Annotated in this window: 14 protein-coding genes and 1 pseudogene; 6 read left to right on the forward strand and 9 right to left on the reverse strand. The window is 61.5% G+C overall.

The genetic code is table 11. From position 1 onward, the window contains the following. Positions 1-5 precede the first annotated feature (5 nt). From LG374_RS09680 to LG374_RS09695, 4 genes are all read left to right on the forward strand, one after another. Positions 6-1,706 (forward strand): NAD-binding protein, encoded by a 1,701-nt coding sequence (locus tag LG374_RS09680; RefSeq protein WP_225757499.1) that lies wholly within the window; start codon positions 6-8, stop codon positions 1,704-1,706. Then, entirely contained in the window at positions 1,703-2,458 is a 756-nt protein-coding gene (locus LG374_RS09685) for an alpha/beta fold hydrolase (RefSeq protein WP_225757500.1), read from the forward strand. The genes LG374_RS09680 and LG374_RS09685 overlap by 4 nt, the downstream gene beginning before the upstream one ends. A 163-nt stretch (positions 2,459-2,621) precedes the next feature. After that, on the forward strand, positions 2,622-3,575 hold the full coding sequence (gene pfkB, locus LG374_RS09690; protein WP_225757501.1) for a 1-phosphofructokinase: 954 nt from the start codon (positions 2,622-2,624) through the stop codon (positions 3,573-3,575). Further along, on the forward strand, positions 3,572-4,366 hold the full coding sequence (locus tag LG374_RS09695; RefSeq protein WP_225757502.1) for a hypothetical protein: 795 nt from the start codon (positions 3,572-3,574) through the stop codon (positions 4,364-4,366). The genes pfkB and LG374_RS09695 overlap by 4 nt, the downstream gene beginning before the upstream one ends. A 178-nt stretch (positions 4,367-4,544) precedes the next feature. Here LG374_RS09695 and LG374_RS09700 read toward each other — a convergent pair whose 3' ends face one another. From LG374_RS09700 to cls, 6 genes and pseudogenes are all read right to left on the reverse strand, one after another. Beyond that, positions 4,545-6,512, reverse strand: coding sequence for a sucrose-specific PTS transporter subunit IIBC (locus tag LG374_RS09700; RefSeq protein ID WP_225757503.1), 1,968 nt, complete (start codon positions 6,510-6,512; stop codon positions 4,545-4,547). Next, on the reverse strand, positions 6,505-7,251 hold the full coding sequence (locus LG374_RS09705) for a hypothetical protein (RefSeq protein ID WP_225757504.1): 747 nt from the start codon (positions 7,249-7,251) through the stop codon (positions 6,505-6,507). The genes LG374_RS09700 and LG374_RS09705 overlap by 8 nt, the downstream gene beginning before the upstream one ends. Continuing rightward, positions 7,248-8,216 carry a carbohydrate kinase gene (locus LG374_RS09710; RefSeq protein ID WP_225757505.1) on the reverse strand — a complete coding sequence of 323 codons (969 nt, stop codon included), beginning with the start codon at positions 8,214-8,216 and terminating at the stop codon, positions 7,248-7,250. Before LG374_RS09710 ends, LG374_RS09705 begins: the two co-directional genes overlap by 4 nt. Positions 8,217-8,318: 102 nt before the next feature. Beyond that, positions 8,319-8,588: pseudogene (locus tag LG374_RS09715) on the reverse strand (type II toxin-antitoxin system YafQ family toxin). Continuing rightward, positions 8,575-8,859, reverse strand: a complete 285-nt coding sequence (locus LG374_RS09720; protein ID WP_006985989.1) for a type II toxin-antitoxin system RelB/DinJ family antitoxin — start codon at positions 8,857-8,859, stop codon at positions 8,575-8,577. Before LG374_RS09720 ends, LG374_RS09715 begins: the two are co-directional and overlap by 14 nt. A gap of 62 nt (positions 8,860-8,921) precedes the next feature. Further along, entirely contained in the window at positions 8,922-10,388 is a 1,467-nt protein-coding gene (gene cls / locus LG374_RS09725) for a cardiolipin synthase (RefSeq protein ID WP_225757506.1), read from the reverse strand. A gap of 73 nt (positions 10,389-10,461) precedes the next feature. On the opposite strand from cls, the gene LG374_RS09730 reads away from it, so the two are divergent. Then, a complete protein-coding gene (locus tag LG374_RS09730) occupies positions 10,462-11,178 on the forward strand; it encodes an endonuclease/exonuclease/phosphatase family protein (RefSeq protein ID WP_225757507.1) in 717 nt (238 codons plus the stop codon). A gap of 66 nt (positions 11,179-11,244) precedes the next feature. Here LG374_RS09730 and LG374_RS09735 read toward each other — a convergent pair whose 3' ends face one another. From LG374_RS09735 to gatC, 3 genes are read right to left on the reverse strand one after another with little or no spacing between them, the layout of a single operon-like run. Further along, complete coding sequence (locus LG374_RS09735; protein WP_225757508.1) at positions 11,245-12,108, reverse strand: endonuclease/exonuclease/phosphatase family protein; 864 nt, start codon at positions 12,106-12,108, stop codon at positions 11,245-11,247. A 47-nt stretch (positions 12,109-12,155) separates the two neighbouring features. Beyond that, positions 12,156-13,610, reverse strand: coding sequence for an Asp-tRNA(Asn)/Glu-tRNA(Gln) amidotransferase subunit GatA (gene gatA, locus LG374_RS09740; RefSeq protein WP_225757509.1), 1,455 nt, complete (start codon positions 13,608-13,610; stop codon positions 12,156-12,158). A gap of 3 nt (positions 13,611-13,613) precedes the next feature. Beyond that, complete coding sequence (gene gatC, locus LG374_RS09745; protein ID WP_115610913.1) at positions 13,614-13,904, reverse strand: Asp-tRNA(Asn)/Glu-tRNA(Gln) amidotransferase subunit GatC; 291 nt, start codon at positions 13,902-13,904, stop codon at positions 13,614-13,616. Positions 13,905-14,007: 103 nt separating this feature from the next. Between gatC and LG374_RS09750 the strand changes: the two genes are divergently transcribed. Further along, positions 14,008-15,057 carry a rod shape-determining protein gene (locus LG374_RS09750; protein ID WP_225758021.1) on the forward strand — a complete coding sequence of 350 codons (1,050 nt, stop codon included), beginning with the start codon at positions 14,008-14,010 and terminating at the stop codon, positions 15,055-15,057. Positions 15,058-15,064 lie beyond the last annotated feature (7 nt).

The following is a 15,064-nucleotide window of genomic DNA, read 5'->3' on the forward strand; positions in this document are numbered from 1 at the left end:
GCGCAATGAACGAAGTCGTTTACCTCATCCTGCGGCAGATGCGCCGCCCGGCGCTGATCCTGCTTGTCGCCTACTCCGTCGCCATGCTCGGCATCTCGTTGATTCCAACGATAAACAGCGAGGGCGAGCCTTCGTATCTCACCCTTTTTCAGGCCTTTTACTGGGTCAGCTATACCGCGACCACCATCGGCTACGGCGAGATGCCGCAGCCGTTTTCCGAGTGGCAGCGGATGTGGGTGGCGCTCAGTATCTATTACACGGTGCCGGCGTGGTTCTACGCCATCGGTAAGGTTATCGCCCTGTTGCAGGATCCGACCTTCCAGCACGCCCTCAGCGAGAGCCGCTTTGCCCGCCAGGTGGCAAAGCAGCGGCACAAATTCTGCATTGTCTGCGGTTTCGGCGAAGCGGGGCAGCGCCTTGTCCATCTGCTGCTGAATGCCGGTTACCAGTGCATCGTCATTGATAAAGATCCCGTGCGCATCAGCCGCATGGCGCTTGATCCCGTAATGCACAGCGTGCTTGCCATCAATGGCGACGCGTTCAGCGTCGAACTCTTGCTCAAATCGGGGATTCAGTCGCCTTACTGCCGCGCCGTCATTGCCATCACCGATTCGGAAGCGGTGAACATCAAAGTGGCGCTGGCTGCCCGCCTGCTCACCACTGACCAGACGCGTTTCCAGATTATCTGCCGCACCTACACCCGCGCCGGCAGCGCCAACGCCAAATCTTTTGATACCGACGCCGTCATCAACACCAACCAGATTTTCGCCCTGCGCCTGATTACCGCGCTGCGCCGCCCGGCAATCGCCGAACTCGTCACCCGCCTGCAAGGCCGTCCCGGTGAGCGCCACGAATCCCCGCCGCAGCCGCCCGGCGGGCACTGGATCATCTGTGGCAACGACGCTCTCGGCAAAACCCTGAAACGTTTCCTCGACTACGAAGGGGTGGACTGCACCATGATTGACCCCGGCCTGCCAAGCGCGCCGGGGCAAGTGCGCGGCCTCGGCACCGAAGCCGTCACCCTGCGCGAAGCGCGTATCGACCGCGCCCAGGCCATCGTCGCTGCCTACAAATCGGACTCGGACAACCTTTCCATCGCCGTTACCGCCAAAGGCATGCACCCCTCGCTCTTCGTCGTCGGCAAACAGAACCACAGCGCCGATCAGCGCCTCTTTGCCGTCGCCGGTTTCGACCGCGTCATGGCCGAGGCTGACCTTATCGTCAGCGAAGTCTTCCCGCGTATCGCCCAATCCCTACTCAGCCGCTTCATGAAAGTTCTTTGGCATCAAGACGACGCCTGGGGCCAGCGCCTATTGCAACGCATAACCCAGCTCACCGGTGAACACAACCCGCATCACTTCGTCCTCAAAGTCGATACGCAGCGCGCGCCTGCCATCATGAACGAAATGCAGAGTGGCCGCCTGCTGCGCCTGCAAAGCCTGTGGATGCTGCCAAACGACCCGCAAACCGCCAACGATGCCATCCCGCTGCTACTGCTGCGCAACCAGCAGGAAATCGTCTTGCCTAACGCTGCCACCTCGCTGCAAGCGGGCGACCAAGTGCTCATCCTTTACCATCGTGAAGAAATCGGCTGGCGAATGCAGCGCGCCGCGCGTGACGAACACGAGCTCTACTACGCCACCCACGGCCGCGACAAACCCATTTCCCACTTTATGAACTACCTGCTGAAAAAACTCGACCCATGATCTACTACCAAACCTACGGCCACGAAGCCTCGCAAGCCGTCGTCCTCCTGCACAGCGGCGGCATGGCCGGCGAAGAATGGCAGCCGCAAATCCCCGCCCTCGCACAGCGCTACCGTGTCCTCGTTCCCGACCTGCCCGGACACGGCAAAAGCCCGCTCGACAGCGAACGCCTCACCATCAGCCTAATGGCCGATGCCGTGCTGGAAATGCTCGACGCCGAAGGCATCCGCGAAGCCAACTTCTGCGGCTCCAGCATGGGCGGCGCTGTCGCCCTGTGGCTGACCCTGAAACACCCCGAACGCGTCAAACGCCTCGCCCTCTACCGCATCAGCTACCGCAGCAATACCGACATCCATGCACAAGTACACAGCATGGCCGACCCCGGCTACTGGGAAAACTTCGGACTCGCCGCCTGGCTATCAAAACTGCACAGCCCGCAAGGCGGAGCGGATGCGTGGAAACAAGTCATTGCCCGCGTCGGCGACGCCCTGCATGCCACCAGCAGCGAACACGCGCACCGCCTGCACGACCTTGCCGCCATCACCTGCCCCGTCCTCATCATCACCGGCGACCGCGACCCCATCGCCCCGCTGACGGACGCCTGCGAGATGTATCACACCATCCCCGATGCCGATTTGTGGATTATCCCGCATGCCGCGCATATCACCGCCAGCAACACCTGGCGCGCCCCGGCCTTTGCCGAAGAATTGCGCCGTTTTTACAGCCGAAGCGCCAAGCACAGCGATGGCTAAAACCGCGTGCTGGCTCCATCTGGCGGGCGTCATGCCGGAAAACGGGCACAAAAAGCGCAGCCCCTATAACGAAACCGTATAATGCGCGCAAATTTTTACTAAATTTACCCTTAACCCGCCGCTTGCGGCGTCTGACATCCCCCCAAAGATCTAAGGAGAACCAATGGAAGTCATCACTATCACCGCCAACCCTGCTATCGATATGACCGTTCACGTGGATGGCTGGCAACGCGATGCCGTTAACCGTGCGCAAGCAGTGGATATCACCGTCGGCGGTAAAGGCCTCACCGTCGCCATCAACCTCGCCGACGCCGGCATCAGCACCAGTGCCACCGGCTTCATGGGCGCCGATAACGAAGAACGTTTCGTGCGTACCTTCAAACAGCACGGCGTTATCGACCACTGCATCCGCATTCCCGGCGAAACCCGCACCTGTATCAAAATCGTTGACGGTAGCAACGGCGAAACCACCGACATCAACCCGGCCGGCCTCTTCGTCCCCGAAGAATACCAGCAACAACTGTGGGACTACATCGAGCAAAACGTCGGTACTGCGCGCGTACTGATGATGGGCGGCAGCCTGCCTGCCGGTGTCGATAAAGACCTCTATGCCCGCATCGTCGCCAAATACCACGGCAAATTCGAATACATCGTGGTTGATAGCAGCGGCAAAGCACTGGCAGAAACCATGAAGGCCGACATCCTGCCTGACATGATCAAGCCCAACATCCACGAACTGCAAGAAATGTGTGGTCGTGAACTCAGCAGCGACGAAGACATCATCCGCGAAGCGCGCGGCTTTATCGAACTCGGCATGAAAATCGTCGTCGTCTCCATGGGCGGCCAAGGTGCCTGGTTCGTCACCAAAAAAGAAGCCGTACACGCCAAACCACCACGCGTACGTGTTGCCAGCACCGTCGGCGCCGGTGATGCCATGGTGGCTGGTACCATCCGTGGCCTCCTCCTCGGCCGCGACATGGCGGAAATGGCCCGCACCGCCACCGCTTATAGCGCCTCCAACATCGAACACGTCGGCACTTATCTCCCCGGCCAGCAACGCATCGAACAGCTCAAAGGCTGGGTCGTCATCACCCGCGAAGGCGAACGCCGCGCATGAAGCGAGCCATCATCCATAATCTGTGGACCGCCAGCATCCCCGTGATGCTGGCGGGGTGCAGCATGATGGCGCCGCCACAGCGTGAACAGCCGCTGACAGCGGAACAGCTCGCCTATATCCGCACCCACAGCATCGTCGTTCAGCCTTTACCCGCCGACTACGACGAACCGCTACGCATCTACACCCGGCGCGGCAAAATCGGTACCGAAATCGGCGCCGGCATCGCTCAGGGCATCCTCACCCACAGTTACAACTACACCCCCGAAAAAGGCGATACCCCGCGTGACCGCCTGAACAGCGAAGGTGCAGGTCTCGGCACCACCCTGAAAAACAAAGTCAGAAGTGAAATATCCGAAGAAATTCACACTAACCTGCCCACCCGCGTCCTCAACCGCCTGCTCGCCGAACGCTACCCGGCGACTGTCGCCCCAACCAAAGACAACCTCACCATCAGCACCAGTCCTGTCGCCTGGCACCTTTACTACGCCACCGGCGACACCTATACGCTTGAATATGCTAGCAACATCACCCTGACCCTGTCGGCGGCTAACATCCGCCACACCCTGCGCTGTGACCGCAAAAGCACGGAGGCGTTGAGCCGCGAACAGTGGCAAGCGGACGACGCTGCCCGCATCCGCGACTACGCCCAGGAGACCGCACTGCAATGCGCGAATCAGGCACTGGACTTCCTGCAACTGCCGCGTCTGCCTACACAACAACCCTTGCCGCAAGCTGCCCCGCCGATAGATACGCTACCAACCCAAGCTGACGCTGCGACCACAAAACAATAAACAGCTAGCAGGCATAAACCACGGCGGGCATTGCCCACCTTTTTCACGCATGACGCCCCCGTTTAGCCTCACTTGGCGGGCCAGTAACGACGCCGCCTAATGCGAAGCCCAGTAACGATGCCGCTTGGCGGCCCGGCATGAAAAACGCCCCTTGCGGGGCGTTTTTGTTGGGCACTCGTCAGGCCTTTGTAATCTGCGGTTTGCCGTCTGCGATGGTGACGGTTTCGCCGTCATCGTAAGCGGTGAAGATGATGGGGGTGACAAGGCTCGGCACTTTGTCGCGGATGGCGTCCAGATCTACTTGCAGGATGGCTTGGCCGGCGCTGACGCGTTCGCCTTCTTTGACGAGGGCGGTGAAGCCCGCGCCGTCCAGTTTGACGGTATCGATGCCGAAGTGGATGAGGATTTCCAGGCCGTTGTCGGCTTCGATGCCGATGGCGTGGCGGGTCGGGAAGACGGTGGCGATTTGGCCGTTCACCGGCGAACGTACGGTGCCGTCCGTCGGGTTGATGGCGAAGCTCGCGCCCAGTGCGCCAGCGGCAAAGGCTGGGTCAGGGATGTCGCTGGCGGCGAGGATGTCGCCCGTCAGTGGCATAACCCATTCAGCGGGGATGGGGTCGGTTTGGGTTTGTTTGCCCTCACCCCCTGCCCCCTCTCCCGCAAGCGGGCGAGGGGGTTCTTGGGTTTCAGGCGCGCTTGTAGCGGCTGCCGGGGCGGTTTGCCGTTCCGGGTTGTAGCGGCTGCGTGAGAAGAGAAGGGTGAGGCTGAAGGTGATGGCGAAGGCAATCGCCATGCCGATGATGTACGGCGTGAGGTATTGCGCGCCGATGGAGATGATGCCGGGGATGCCCGCTGCGCCGAGGGCGACGGCTTTGGTGTGGTAGAGGGTGATGTAGGCGGCGGCGCAGGCGGTGCCGATGAGGGCGGCGTAGAAGGGGTAACGCAGGCGCAGGTTGACGCCGAACATGGCCGGTTCGGTGATGCCGAGCACGGCAGAGATGCCCGATGCCGAGGCGACGCCTTTGAGTTTGGCGTCTTTGGTGGAGAAGAGGGCGCCGAAGGCGGCTGCGCCTTGCGAGATGTTGTTCATCGCTGCGATGGGGAAGATGAAGGTGCCGCCGGTTTTGGCGATGTCAGCGATGAGCTGGGTTTCGACCGGGATAAAGCTGTTGTGCATGCCGGTGATGACCACGGGCGCGTAGAGGGCACCGAGGACAGCGCCACCGATGACACCGGCGGTGTTGTACAGCCATTGCACGGCATCGGTGAAGGCAACACCGGCGTCGCGGGTGAACGGGCCAACGACGGTGAAGGTGAGTAGTGCGGTGATGAAGATAGCGAGCAGCGGGGTGAGCAACAGGTCAACGCTGGCGGGGATGATGCGGCGCAGGCTGGTTTCGAGTTTGGCGAGTATCCAGCTTGAGACGAGGATGGGCAGCACAGTGCCCTGGTAGCCGACGCGGGCGATGTCGTAGCCAAGGATGTTCCAGTGTTGCAGGGTGCCTTCTTCGATGGCTTTGGCCAGTGCGTAGTTGTTGGTGAGGTCGGGGTGCACCATGATCATGCCGAGGACGGCGCCGAGGAAGGGGTTGCCGCCGAAGATGCGTGTCGCCGAGAAGGCGATGAGGATGGGCAGGAAGACGAAGGGGGCGTTGGCGAAGGTGTTGATCATTTCCGCCAGCCCTGCCCATTGCGGGTAGGCCTCAATCAGGGTTTTGCCTTTGATGATGAGGTCGTGTGCGGTGAGGACGTTGTTAAGGCCCATCAGCAAACCGCCGGCGACGATGGCGGGGATGATGGGGACGAAGATGTCCGACAGGGTTTTGACGAAGCGTTGCAGCAGGTTGCCTTTGGCCGCGCCGAGGTCTTTGGCTTCCTGGGTGCTGACTTGTTTGACGCCGGTGATGTCGAGCAGTTCGGCGGTGACTTTGTTCACGGTGCCGGTGCCGAGGATGATCTGGAATTGTCCGGCGGTGAGGAAGTTGCCTTTGGCAAGCGGAACGGTGTCGATGGCGGCCTTGTCGATTTTGTTTTCGTCTTTGAGCACCATGCGCAGGCGGGTGGCGCAGTGCGTCGCGGCGGCGATGTTCTCTTTGCCACCGACGGCCGCGATGATGGCTTCAGCGGTCTGGCGGTATTCATTCATGGGGGTTATCTCCTGGTGATGGGTGATGGGGGCGGAAGGCGGCGGTGGCGCCGCGTTTGGCGAGTGCGGCCAGCAGCGGGGCGGCGAATTTGCGGGCGATGTTGTCGTCGCAGGTGATTTCTGCTTTGCGGCTGAGGGCGAGTGCTGCCGCCGGGCTGAGGTTCAGGTAGTGCGCCAGCCATTGCCGCACGGCGGTGGGGTTGGAACCGATGGCGGTGATGACGAGGCTGCCGCGTTCCCAGTCGTAGGGGTCATAGGGCGGATCGTCTTCTTCTGCGGCGGCGTTGGCGGCGGTTTCGCGCAGTTCGGCGCAGACTTCCTGCCAGTATGGATTGTCCGCTGCGCAGTGCTGTTCGATATAGGCAGCGGCTTGTGCCAGGTCGTCCCCGCAAGCGGCGAGGTGGCGCAGGGTGTCGGTAAAGGCAGCGAGACTGGCGGCAACGGGAAAGGGTTGCCAGCTGCCCTGGCCGTGGTAGGCAAAGGCCACGGGATAGCCTGCTGCCGCTTCGTCGAGGTCGATGATGAACGGATCGGCGAAGTCGTTGGTGCAGATGACGTACTGGCTGGGTTTCAGGTAGCCCGCTGTGCCGTCGTATGCGTCGTCTTTGTAGCCGTCCTGAAAGGCGTCTAGCGCGTCGGCGTCGGCATAGGCCTCCGGCAGGCTGCCGCACAGGACGCCATCCTGCCCAATCCGGGCATTGAGGAAGTCACGCAGTGCGGCGGGGCAAGCGATGGTCATTCCGGCTTTCCGGCGGGGAAGTTTTGCAGGCGGGCGCGGTCGGGCATGCTGTTGATGGCGCCGCGTTGCAGGGTGGTGATGGCGCCGACTTTGGCGGCGTGATCGAGCAGGGCATGGATGTGGGCATCGCTCAGGTCGTCGCGCACGCTCAGGCCGAGGTGCGCGATTTCGGCGAGCAGGCCGCCGATGAAGGCGTCGCCTGCGCCGGTCGCGTCCACGGCGCTCACCCGGTAGGCGTTCGTCCGGCCACGTTCGCCGTACTGGTCGTAGATGGCCGCGCCGTTCGCGCCGCAGGTATAGACGATGTATTTGACGTGCCCCTGGAAGAGCTGCGGGATGCCGCGCGCAGGGTCGCTTTCACCGGTGACGAAGGCGAGTTCGTCGTCGGAGATTTTGATGATGTCGGCCAGCGGCAGAAATTCATGCACGGCGGCGTAGAGGTCAGCCGGGTTTTTCCACAGCGGCAGGCGCAGGTTGATGTCGAAGGAAATGGCGGCACCGGCGGCGCGGAATTTGTCGATGGCAACACGGTGCGCTTCGCGTATCGGGCAGGGAATCAGCGACACCGAGCAGTAATGGAGGATGTCACCCGCTTGCGGGGTGATGGCGGCGAGGTTTTCCGGCGCGTAGAGCATGTCCGCCGAGGGATCGCGGTAGAAGGCAAATTCTCGCTCGCCGCCATCGTGCAGGGTGACGAAGGCCAGCGCGGTTTTCGCTTCGCGCGTGCGTTGCAGGTAGCGAGTGTCCACCCCGGCAGCAGCGGCGGTGGCGGCGATTTGCGCGCCGAAGGCATCGTCGCCGACCTGGCTCAGGATGTAGCTGGTGCCGCCGAGTTTGGCGTAAGCGGCAGCGACATTGAGCGGCGCCCCACCAACGGCGGGGGTGTAGTGCATGTCGGCGTCGGGTTTGCCGCTGCGGCTGGGAACGAAGTCGATGAGAGCCTCACCGATGGCATAAAGCGCCATGTTTCCTCCTGTGGCTGGTTGTGGTTTGCCGTTAATGGTAGCGGCTGGGCCAGGGATTGACAATTGGTAAGAAGCGGCGGTTTTGCAGGCGTTTTTAGGAGCTTAGGTGATGCCGAGTTCACTGTGACTACCAAGGCGTATCAGGGTTACGTTTTCTGCTTCCAGGCGGTAGAGCAAGATAAGGTCGGGCTTGATGTGGCAGTCCCTTATGCCTTTGAGATTGCCCGTCAAGGCATGATCCCGATATTTTGTGGGCAGTGTTAGGCCGCTGGACAGGCAATGCAGGACTTCTGCTCAGGCAGGGGTCAGCAATTCCAGGTATTGTTTTTTGGCGTCCCGCTTGAATTGGCCGGTCAGCTCAATGTTCTTCATGCAGTTCCGCCATGAAGTCGTCGAAGCTGGCGTAGCGGGTTACCTTGCCGTCGCGCGCGTCCTGTACGGCTTGCATGGTGATGGGGTTTTTTTCGTACTCGGCGCTATGGTCCTGGTCATCGAGCGCAAGCGGTACGTTGTCGGTTTCCGCAATTTGGGTTAGAAACAGGCGCACGGCCTGGGTCGGGGTCAGGCCAAAGCGCTCGATAACGGCAAAGGCGCGCTTCTTCAGGTCATCGTCCAAGGGAATATGAAAGGTTGTGGTATTCATGTTTGCTCCGTGGTGGTAGTGGATGTCATGGTAGGAGCGATATGAGACGCAGACAAGCCTCTTTACAGCAACGGGCTCACCAATCTTGCGCAGCGTTCGATGAAGCGTTGCAGGCGGCGGCGCTGTTCCCATTTTTTCAGCTCGACCGCTTCGCTCTGTTCAAGGTAGCCGTCGAGCAGGGTGCGGATAGCGGCGACGGTGTCCGGGGTATAGACAGCGAGGCTGACTTCAAGGTTGAGGTAGAAGCTGCGCATGTCCATGTTGACCGTGCCGAAAAGGGCGAAGCGGTTATCGATGACCACGGCTTTGGTGTGTAAAAGGCCAGCGTCAAAGGTTTTCAGGCACACGCCGGCATCCAGCAGCGGGCGGTAGTAGGCGCGGCTGGCGTAGCGCACCAGTCGCGAATCGACGCGGCGCGGCACGATCAGCGTGACTGCCACGCCACGGCGGGCGGCGATAATCAGCGTGTTCAGCAGGGTTTCGTCCGGCACGAAATACGGCGTGCTGATGATGATGCTTTCTTGCGCGATGTTCAGCGCGTTGACCAGCACGTCGTACACCAGCGCGGTATCGCCGCCCGGATGCGAGGGGATGACTTGCAGCAGGGCACCGCCGGTCGCGCGCGGTAGGGTCGCACGGTCGGGCATTTCGTCGGCGTAGCGGTTCAGGCGTTCGAGGGTGGCGCTGAGGTTGTGTTCGTTCTCAACCGCCCAGTCGCCGTAGAACACGGCCGCCAGTTCCTGCGCCACCGCACCTTCGCAGCGCATGACGGCATCGACCCATTCGCCCACGCCCGCGTCTTGCTTGAAAAGGCGTGGGTCAACGAGGTTGTAGCTGCCGGTGTAGGCGATGCGGTAGTCCACGACGAGGATTTTGCGGTGGTTGCGCAAATCGCCGCGTACCCACGGCGCATGCCACAGGCTGAAGGGCAGAGCTTCAGTGAGTTCAACCCCGGCTGTGCGCAGCTTGTCCGGCCAGGCCGAGCGCCAGAAGCCCTGACTGCCGAGTGCGTCGGCAAGCAGCTGGCAGCGTACCCCGCGCCCTGCCGCCCGTATCAGCGCTTCCAATACGGCATCCACGCGGCCGCCGTCTGCGATGATGTAAAACTCCAGCAGGCAGCAGTGTTGCGCGGCGTCAATATCGGCGGTGAAGGCTTGCAGGATGGCGTCGGTGTCGGCGAGCAGACGGGTGTCGTTGCCGCCGGTCGCGACGTAGCCCGCTTCCACCTGCACCAAGCGGGCAATCTGGCGGAAGCGCGTTTCGCACAGCGGCACGGCTTGCGGTGGAAGAAAACGGTCGGCAAAGGCGTCGTGAAAGGCGTGCAATTCCGCCTGCCGCTTGGCGCGCGCCCGCCCCAGTTTCGGCTCGCCAATCAACAGGTATAACAGAAGGCCAAAATAGGGGAAGGCAAAGAGCACCGCCAGCCACGCCAGCGCCGCGCTACTGGAACGGCGCGCGTAAATGACGCGCAGGGCAATGGAAATCGTCAGCATAAAGTGGCAGAGGAAAAAGAGTTCGAGCCAGTGCATAGGCGCCTCGTGGTGGAAAAGAGACGGCAAGTATAGCCGCTATAATGGCCGCATCCCCCCAGTCTCACCGACTATGCGCATCCTCAGCTACAACATCCAGGCCGCCATCAACGCCCGCAGCTACCTCAGCTACACCTACCAATGGCACCGCCAATTCCTGCCCGGCCCGGCCAAGCGCAAAACCCTGGCCCGCATCGCCGCCTACATCCGCGATTTCGACCTCGTCTGCCTGCAAGAAATCGACCTCGGCGGCCTGCGCAACGGCTTCAAGAACCACGTCGAACAGCTGCGCGAGCTGACCGGCTTCCACTACCACCTCGCGCAAGTGAACCGCCGCCTCGGCAAACTCTCGCTGCATGGCAACCTGATTCTCAGCAAGCGACCGCTGCGCGAAGTGCTGAATGTGCCGCTGCCCTCGCGCATCCCCGGCCGCGGCGTGCTGGCGGCAGCAGTCGCCTGCGACGACGGCGAACTCGTCGTTGCCAACGTCCACCTCAGCCTCGGCGCGCTTGACCAGCACAAACAACTGCGCTTTATCAGGAACCGCCTCAGCGCCTATCCGGACGTGCTGATCACGGGTGACTTCAACTGCACCCCGGACGCGCCGCAACTGCAAATCCTCACCCGCCACGGCTACCGCCGCCTCGGCGACGACGCCCCGACTTTCCCCAGCTGGAAACCGCACAAAGCGCTGGATCACGCCCTACTCAAAGGCGCCTTTGCCGGCGACTGCCAGGTCAGCCATCATGCAGACAGCGACCATCTGCCGCTTTTGGTGGAAGTGGAATAGGGCATCGCCAGCGACTGTGCCAAGCGGCGAAAATGCTGGGCCCGTCAAGCGGGGAAATACCCTGGTTCAGCGGTAATCCACGCGCAGCGGACGATGATCGGAATGTTGCCACGGCAGCGGTGTGGTGTCGGCAGTCAGGTTTTTCACGAGGGCATGATCCAGGTTGAGAAAGAGCGGGCGCCAGGTCGGGGTGAGATAACGGGTGGTCGCCGTAGTGCCGCTTGTGTGCAGGAAATCGCGGTAATGTGGGGAATAGGGGCTGCTGTTGAGGTCGCCAACTGCCAAGGCGCGCGGTTCGATGGCGATGCGCGCGGCGGTGTCGTGCAGATAGGTGATGCGGGCTGCGGCGAGGGCGCTGCTGATGGGCGGCGGCGGATGCAGCGCGTAGAGGGCGATGCCGTCGGTAGTCGTGGCGCGGATGTAGGGAAAATTGTCGCTATAGGCGATGTCGCAGCTGGCAAGCGGCTCGGCGCTCCACAGGGCAAGGGCGAACGGGCTGGCTTCCTGATGTTGGCAGCCGTGCGGATAGTGCGCGCGCAGGCGTTGCCAGCCGGGGTTATCTAGATCGATTTCCGCCAGGGCGAGGATGTCGGCTTTTTCTGCCAACAGGGCAGGGCTTTCACCGGCAGCGTCGGGGTTGTTGAGGTGGACGTTGTACCAGATGAGGCGTTCTCCCGTTGGGGGCGCGTTTGCCAGGGAAAGAGGATGCAGCAGCCACAGGATAGAGGCGAGAGTAGCGACCGTCCAAAATCCGCACCAATACTTGCCGCGCGGCAGGCAGGCGGCGAGGAGGAAGACGGCGGCGTAATAGGGCAGGAAATGGCTGAACAGTTCGGCGAACCAGTGCAGACGGCCGAGTTGGCCACAGATAAGCGCGGCGAGACTGAGCAGGGCGAAGGTATGCAGGGTGCGGGTCATAAAGGTTTTCATGGCGGTTTTGCGATATAAAAAAACCGCCTAAGGGCGGTTTTTGTAGTTTAACGGTAAGCAGCGGGGATTTGCCGGTGATGGTCGGTCTGCTGCTGGTACTGGTGTACGCAGTTGAGCAGGCGCGGTTCGGCAAAGTGCGGGCCGATGAGCTGGCAGCCGACCGGCAGGCCGTCAATATTGCCCGCCGGATGGCTGATGGCGGGAAGCCCTGCAAGGTTAACCGGCACGGTGTAGAGGTCGCCGAGGTACATCGCCACCGGGTCATTGAGCCGGCTGCCGAGTTTGAAGGCAGGGTACGGCGTGGTCGGGGTGAGGATGATGTCCACTTCGGCAAAGGCAGCTTTGAAGCCGTTCAGGATGGCGTGACGGGCGCGGCGGGCCTGCTCGTAGTAGGCGTCGTAGTAACCGGCGGAAAGGGCGTAGGTGCCGATGAGGATGCGGCGCTGTACTTCGGCACCGAAGGCTTCGCTGCGGCTGCGGTGGTACATGTCTCGCAGGTCTGCGGGGTCGGCGCAGCGGTGACCGTAGCGCACGCCATCATAACGCGAGAGGTTCGAAGAGGCTTCCGCACAGGCAATGATGTAGTAGCTGGCGATAGCGGCGTCGCTGTTCGCGAGATCGATGTCCACCAGGGTCGCGCCGAGGCTTTCGTAGGTCTTGGCGGCGGCGTGGATGATGTCGGCCATCGGCGATTTGAGGTCGCGGTAGTAGGCTCGCGGCAGGCCGATGCGGATGCCGGTGAGCGGGCGGTCGAGTTCCTGGTCGAAGATGGTGCGAGTTTGCGGGCTGGAGGTGGAATCGCGCGCATCGTGCCCAGCCATGCCGTTCAGGACGAGGGCGAGGTCATCGGCGCTCGCGGCGAAGGCGCCCGCTTGGTCAAGGCTAGAGGCGTAGGCAATCATGCCCCAGCGCGACAGGGTGCCGTAGGTCGGCTTGATGCCGGTAATGCCACACCAAGCGGCAGGCTGGCGGATGGAACCGCCGGTGTCGCTGCCGGTGGTATAGGGCACGAGACGGGCGGCGACGGCAGCGGCGGATGCGCCGGATGAACCGCCAGGGACGTATTCGTGTTGCCACGGGTTTTTCACGGCACCAAAGGCGCTGCGCTCGTTGGACGAGCCCATGGCAAATTCATCCATCGAGAGTTTGCCGGTCATGACGGCGCCGGCGTTGGCAAGGTTTTCGACGATGCCGGCATCGTAGGACGGGATGAAGTTGGCGAGCATTTTGCTGCCGGCGGTGGTGCGGATGCCGTTGGTGCAGAAGATGTCTTTGTGCGCCATTGGAATGCCGTCCAGCGGGCTGAGGGTCTCGCCTTTGGCGCGGCGGGCATCGCTGGCATCAGCGGCGGCGCGGGCATGGGCAAAGGTCGGGGTAAGGTAGGCGTTGAGCGTCGGGTTGTGTTGTTCGATGCGCGCGATGTGGTAGTCGCAGAGTTCGCGCGCGCTGATGTCGCGGGCGGCGAGTTTGGCGGCGAGTTGGCGTAGGCTGAGGGTGTGCATGGGTTATTCGATGACTTTGGGAACGGTAATGTAGCGGTTTTCAGCGGCAGGCGCGTTTTCTTCGATGCTCGGCATCATGTCACGCGCGATGGCAGTGTCGGCACGCAGGCGCTGGGTTTCACCAAGCGGGTGGGAGAGCGGGGTGGTGGCGCTGATTTCCGGGGTGTTGATGGTGTTGAAGAGTTCGAAGATTTGGCCGAGTTCTTGCGCGAGTCGCGGCAGGTCTGTTTCGCTGATTTCGAGCTGGGCAAGTGCGGCTGTTTTCGCGATGGTTGCGGGGTCCAATTGGCTCATGGCGGTTAAAAAATCCTTCAAAAAAACGCTTGGGAAGGTATCATACCGCGCTTTGGTTTGCACCGTTTTCGGTGGTTTTCTATTCGCAAGCAGAGGCTTTTTTATGGGTTTTAATTTGTTTCGCGGGATGTTCTCCAGTGATTTGTCGATTGACTTAGGGACGGCTAACACGCTGATTTATGTGCGTGGCGAAGGACTGGTACTGGACGAGCCTTCGGTGGTCGCTATTGCCGAGGATCCGCAGGACGGGCGCAAGAAGATTGTCGCTTATGGTTCGCAAGCGAAGCAGATGCTGGGGCGGACGCCGGGAAATCTCACCACGGTACGGCCGATGCAGGATGGGGTTATCGCTGATTTCAAGATTACGTCGATGATGTTGAAGCATTTTATTCACCGTGTGCACCGCCGGAAGGGCTTTTTCCGCCCGGCACCGCGCATTTTGGTGTGTGTGCCGTCCGGAGCGACTCAGGTGGAGAAACGCGCGATTCGCGATGCGGCAGAGGGTGCCGGCGGCAGCGAGGTGTTTTTGATTCAGGAGCCGATGGCGGCCGCGATTGGCGCCGGGATTCCGGTTGACGAAGCCTACGGTTCTATGGTCGTCGATATTGGCGGCGGCACGTCGGAAGTGGCGGTGATTTCGCTGAACGGGATTGTGTATTCGACGTCGGTGCGTATCGGCGGCGACCGTTTCGATGGCGCCATTATTGATTATGTGCGCCGCAATTTTGGCATTGTCATCGGCGTGCCGACGGCAGAGCGGATCAAGAAGGAAATTGGCTGTGCTTATCCGTCTTCAGAAATTCGCGAACTGGAAGTACGCGGTACAAACCAGCAGGAGGGCGCGCCGCGCAGCTTCAGCATTAATTCGAATGAGGTGCTGGAAGCATTACAGGAACCGCTGGGCGGGATTGTGCGCGCAATCAAACAGGCGTTGGAGTTGACGCCGCCGGAGTTGGCCGCGGACGTAGCCGATCGCGGTATTGTCTTGACTGGCGGCGGGGCACTACTGCGTGATCTGGATCGTTTGTTGATGGAAGAGACCCGCTTGAAGGTGATTATTGCCGAGGATCCGTTGACGTGCGTTGCGCGCGGTGGCGGCAAGGTATTGGAATTGTTAGATCAGCGTGGCGTGGCATCGTTTTTGATGTCCTGATTGCACG

The organism is Cardiobacterium sp. Marseille-Q4385 (genome assembly GCF_916618745.1).
Classification (GTDB): Bacteria; Pseudomonadota; Gammaproteobacteria; order Cardiobacteriales; family Cardiobacteriaceae; genus Cardiobacterium.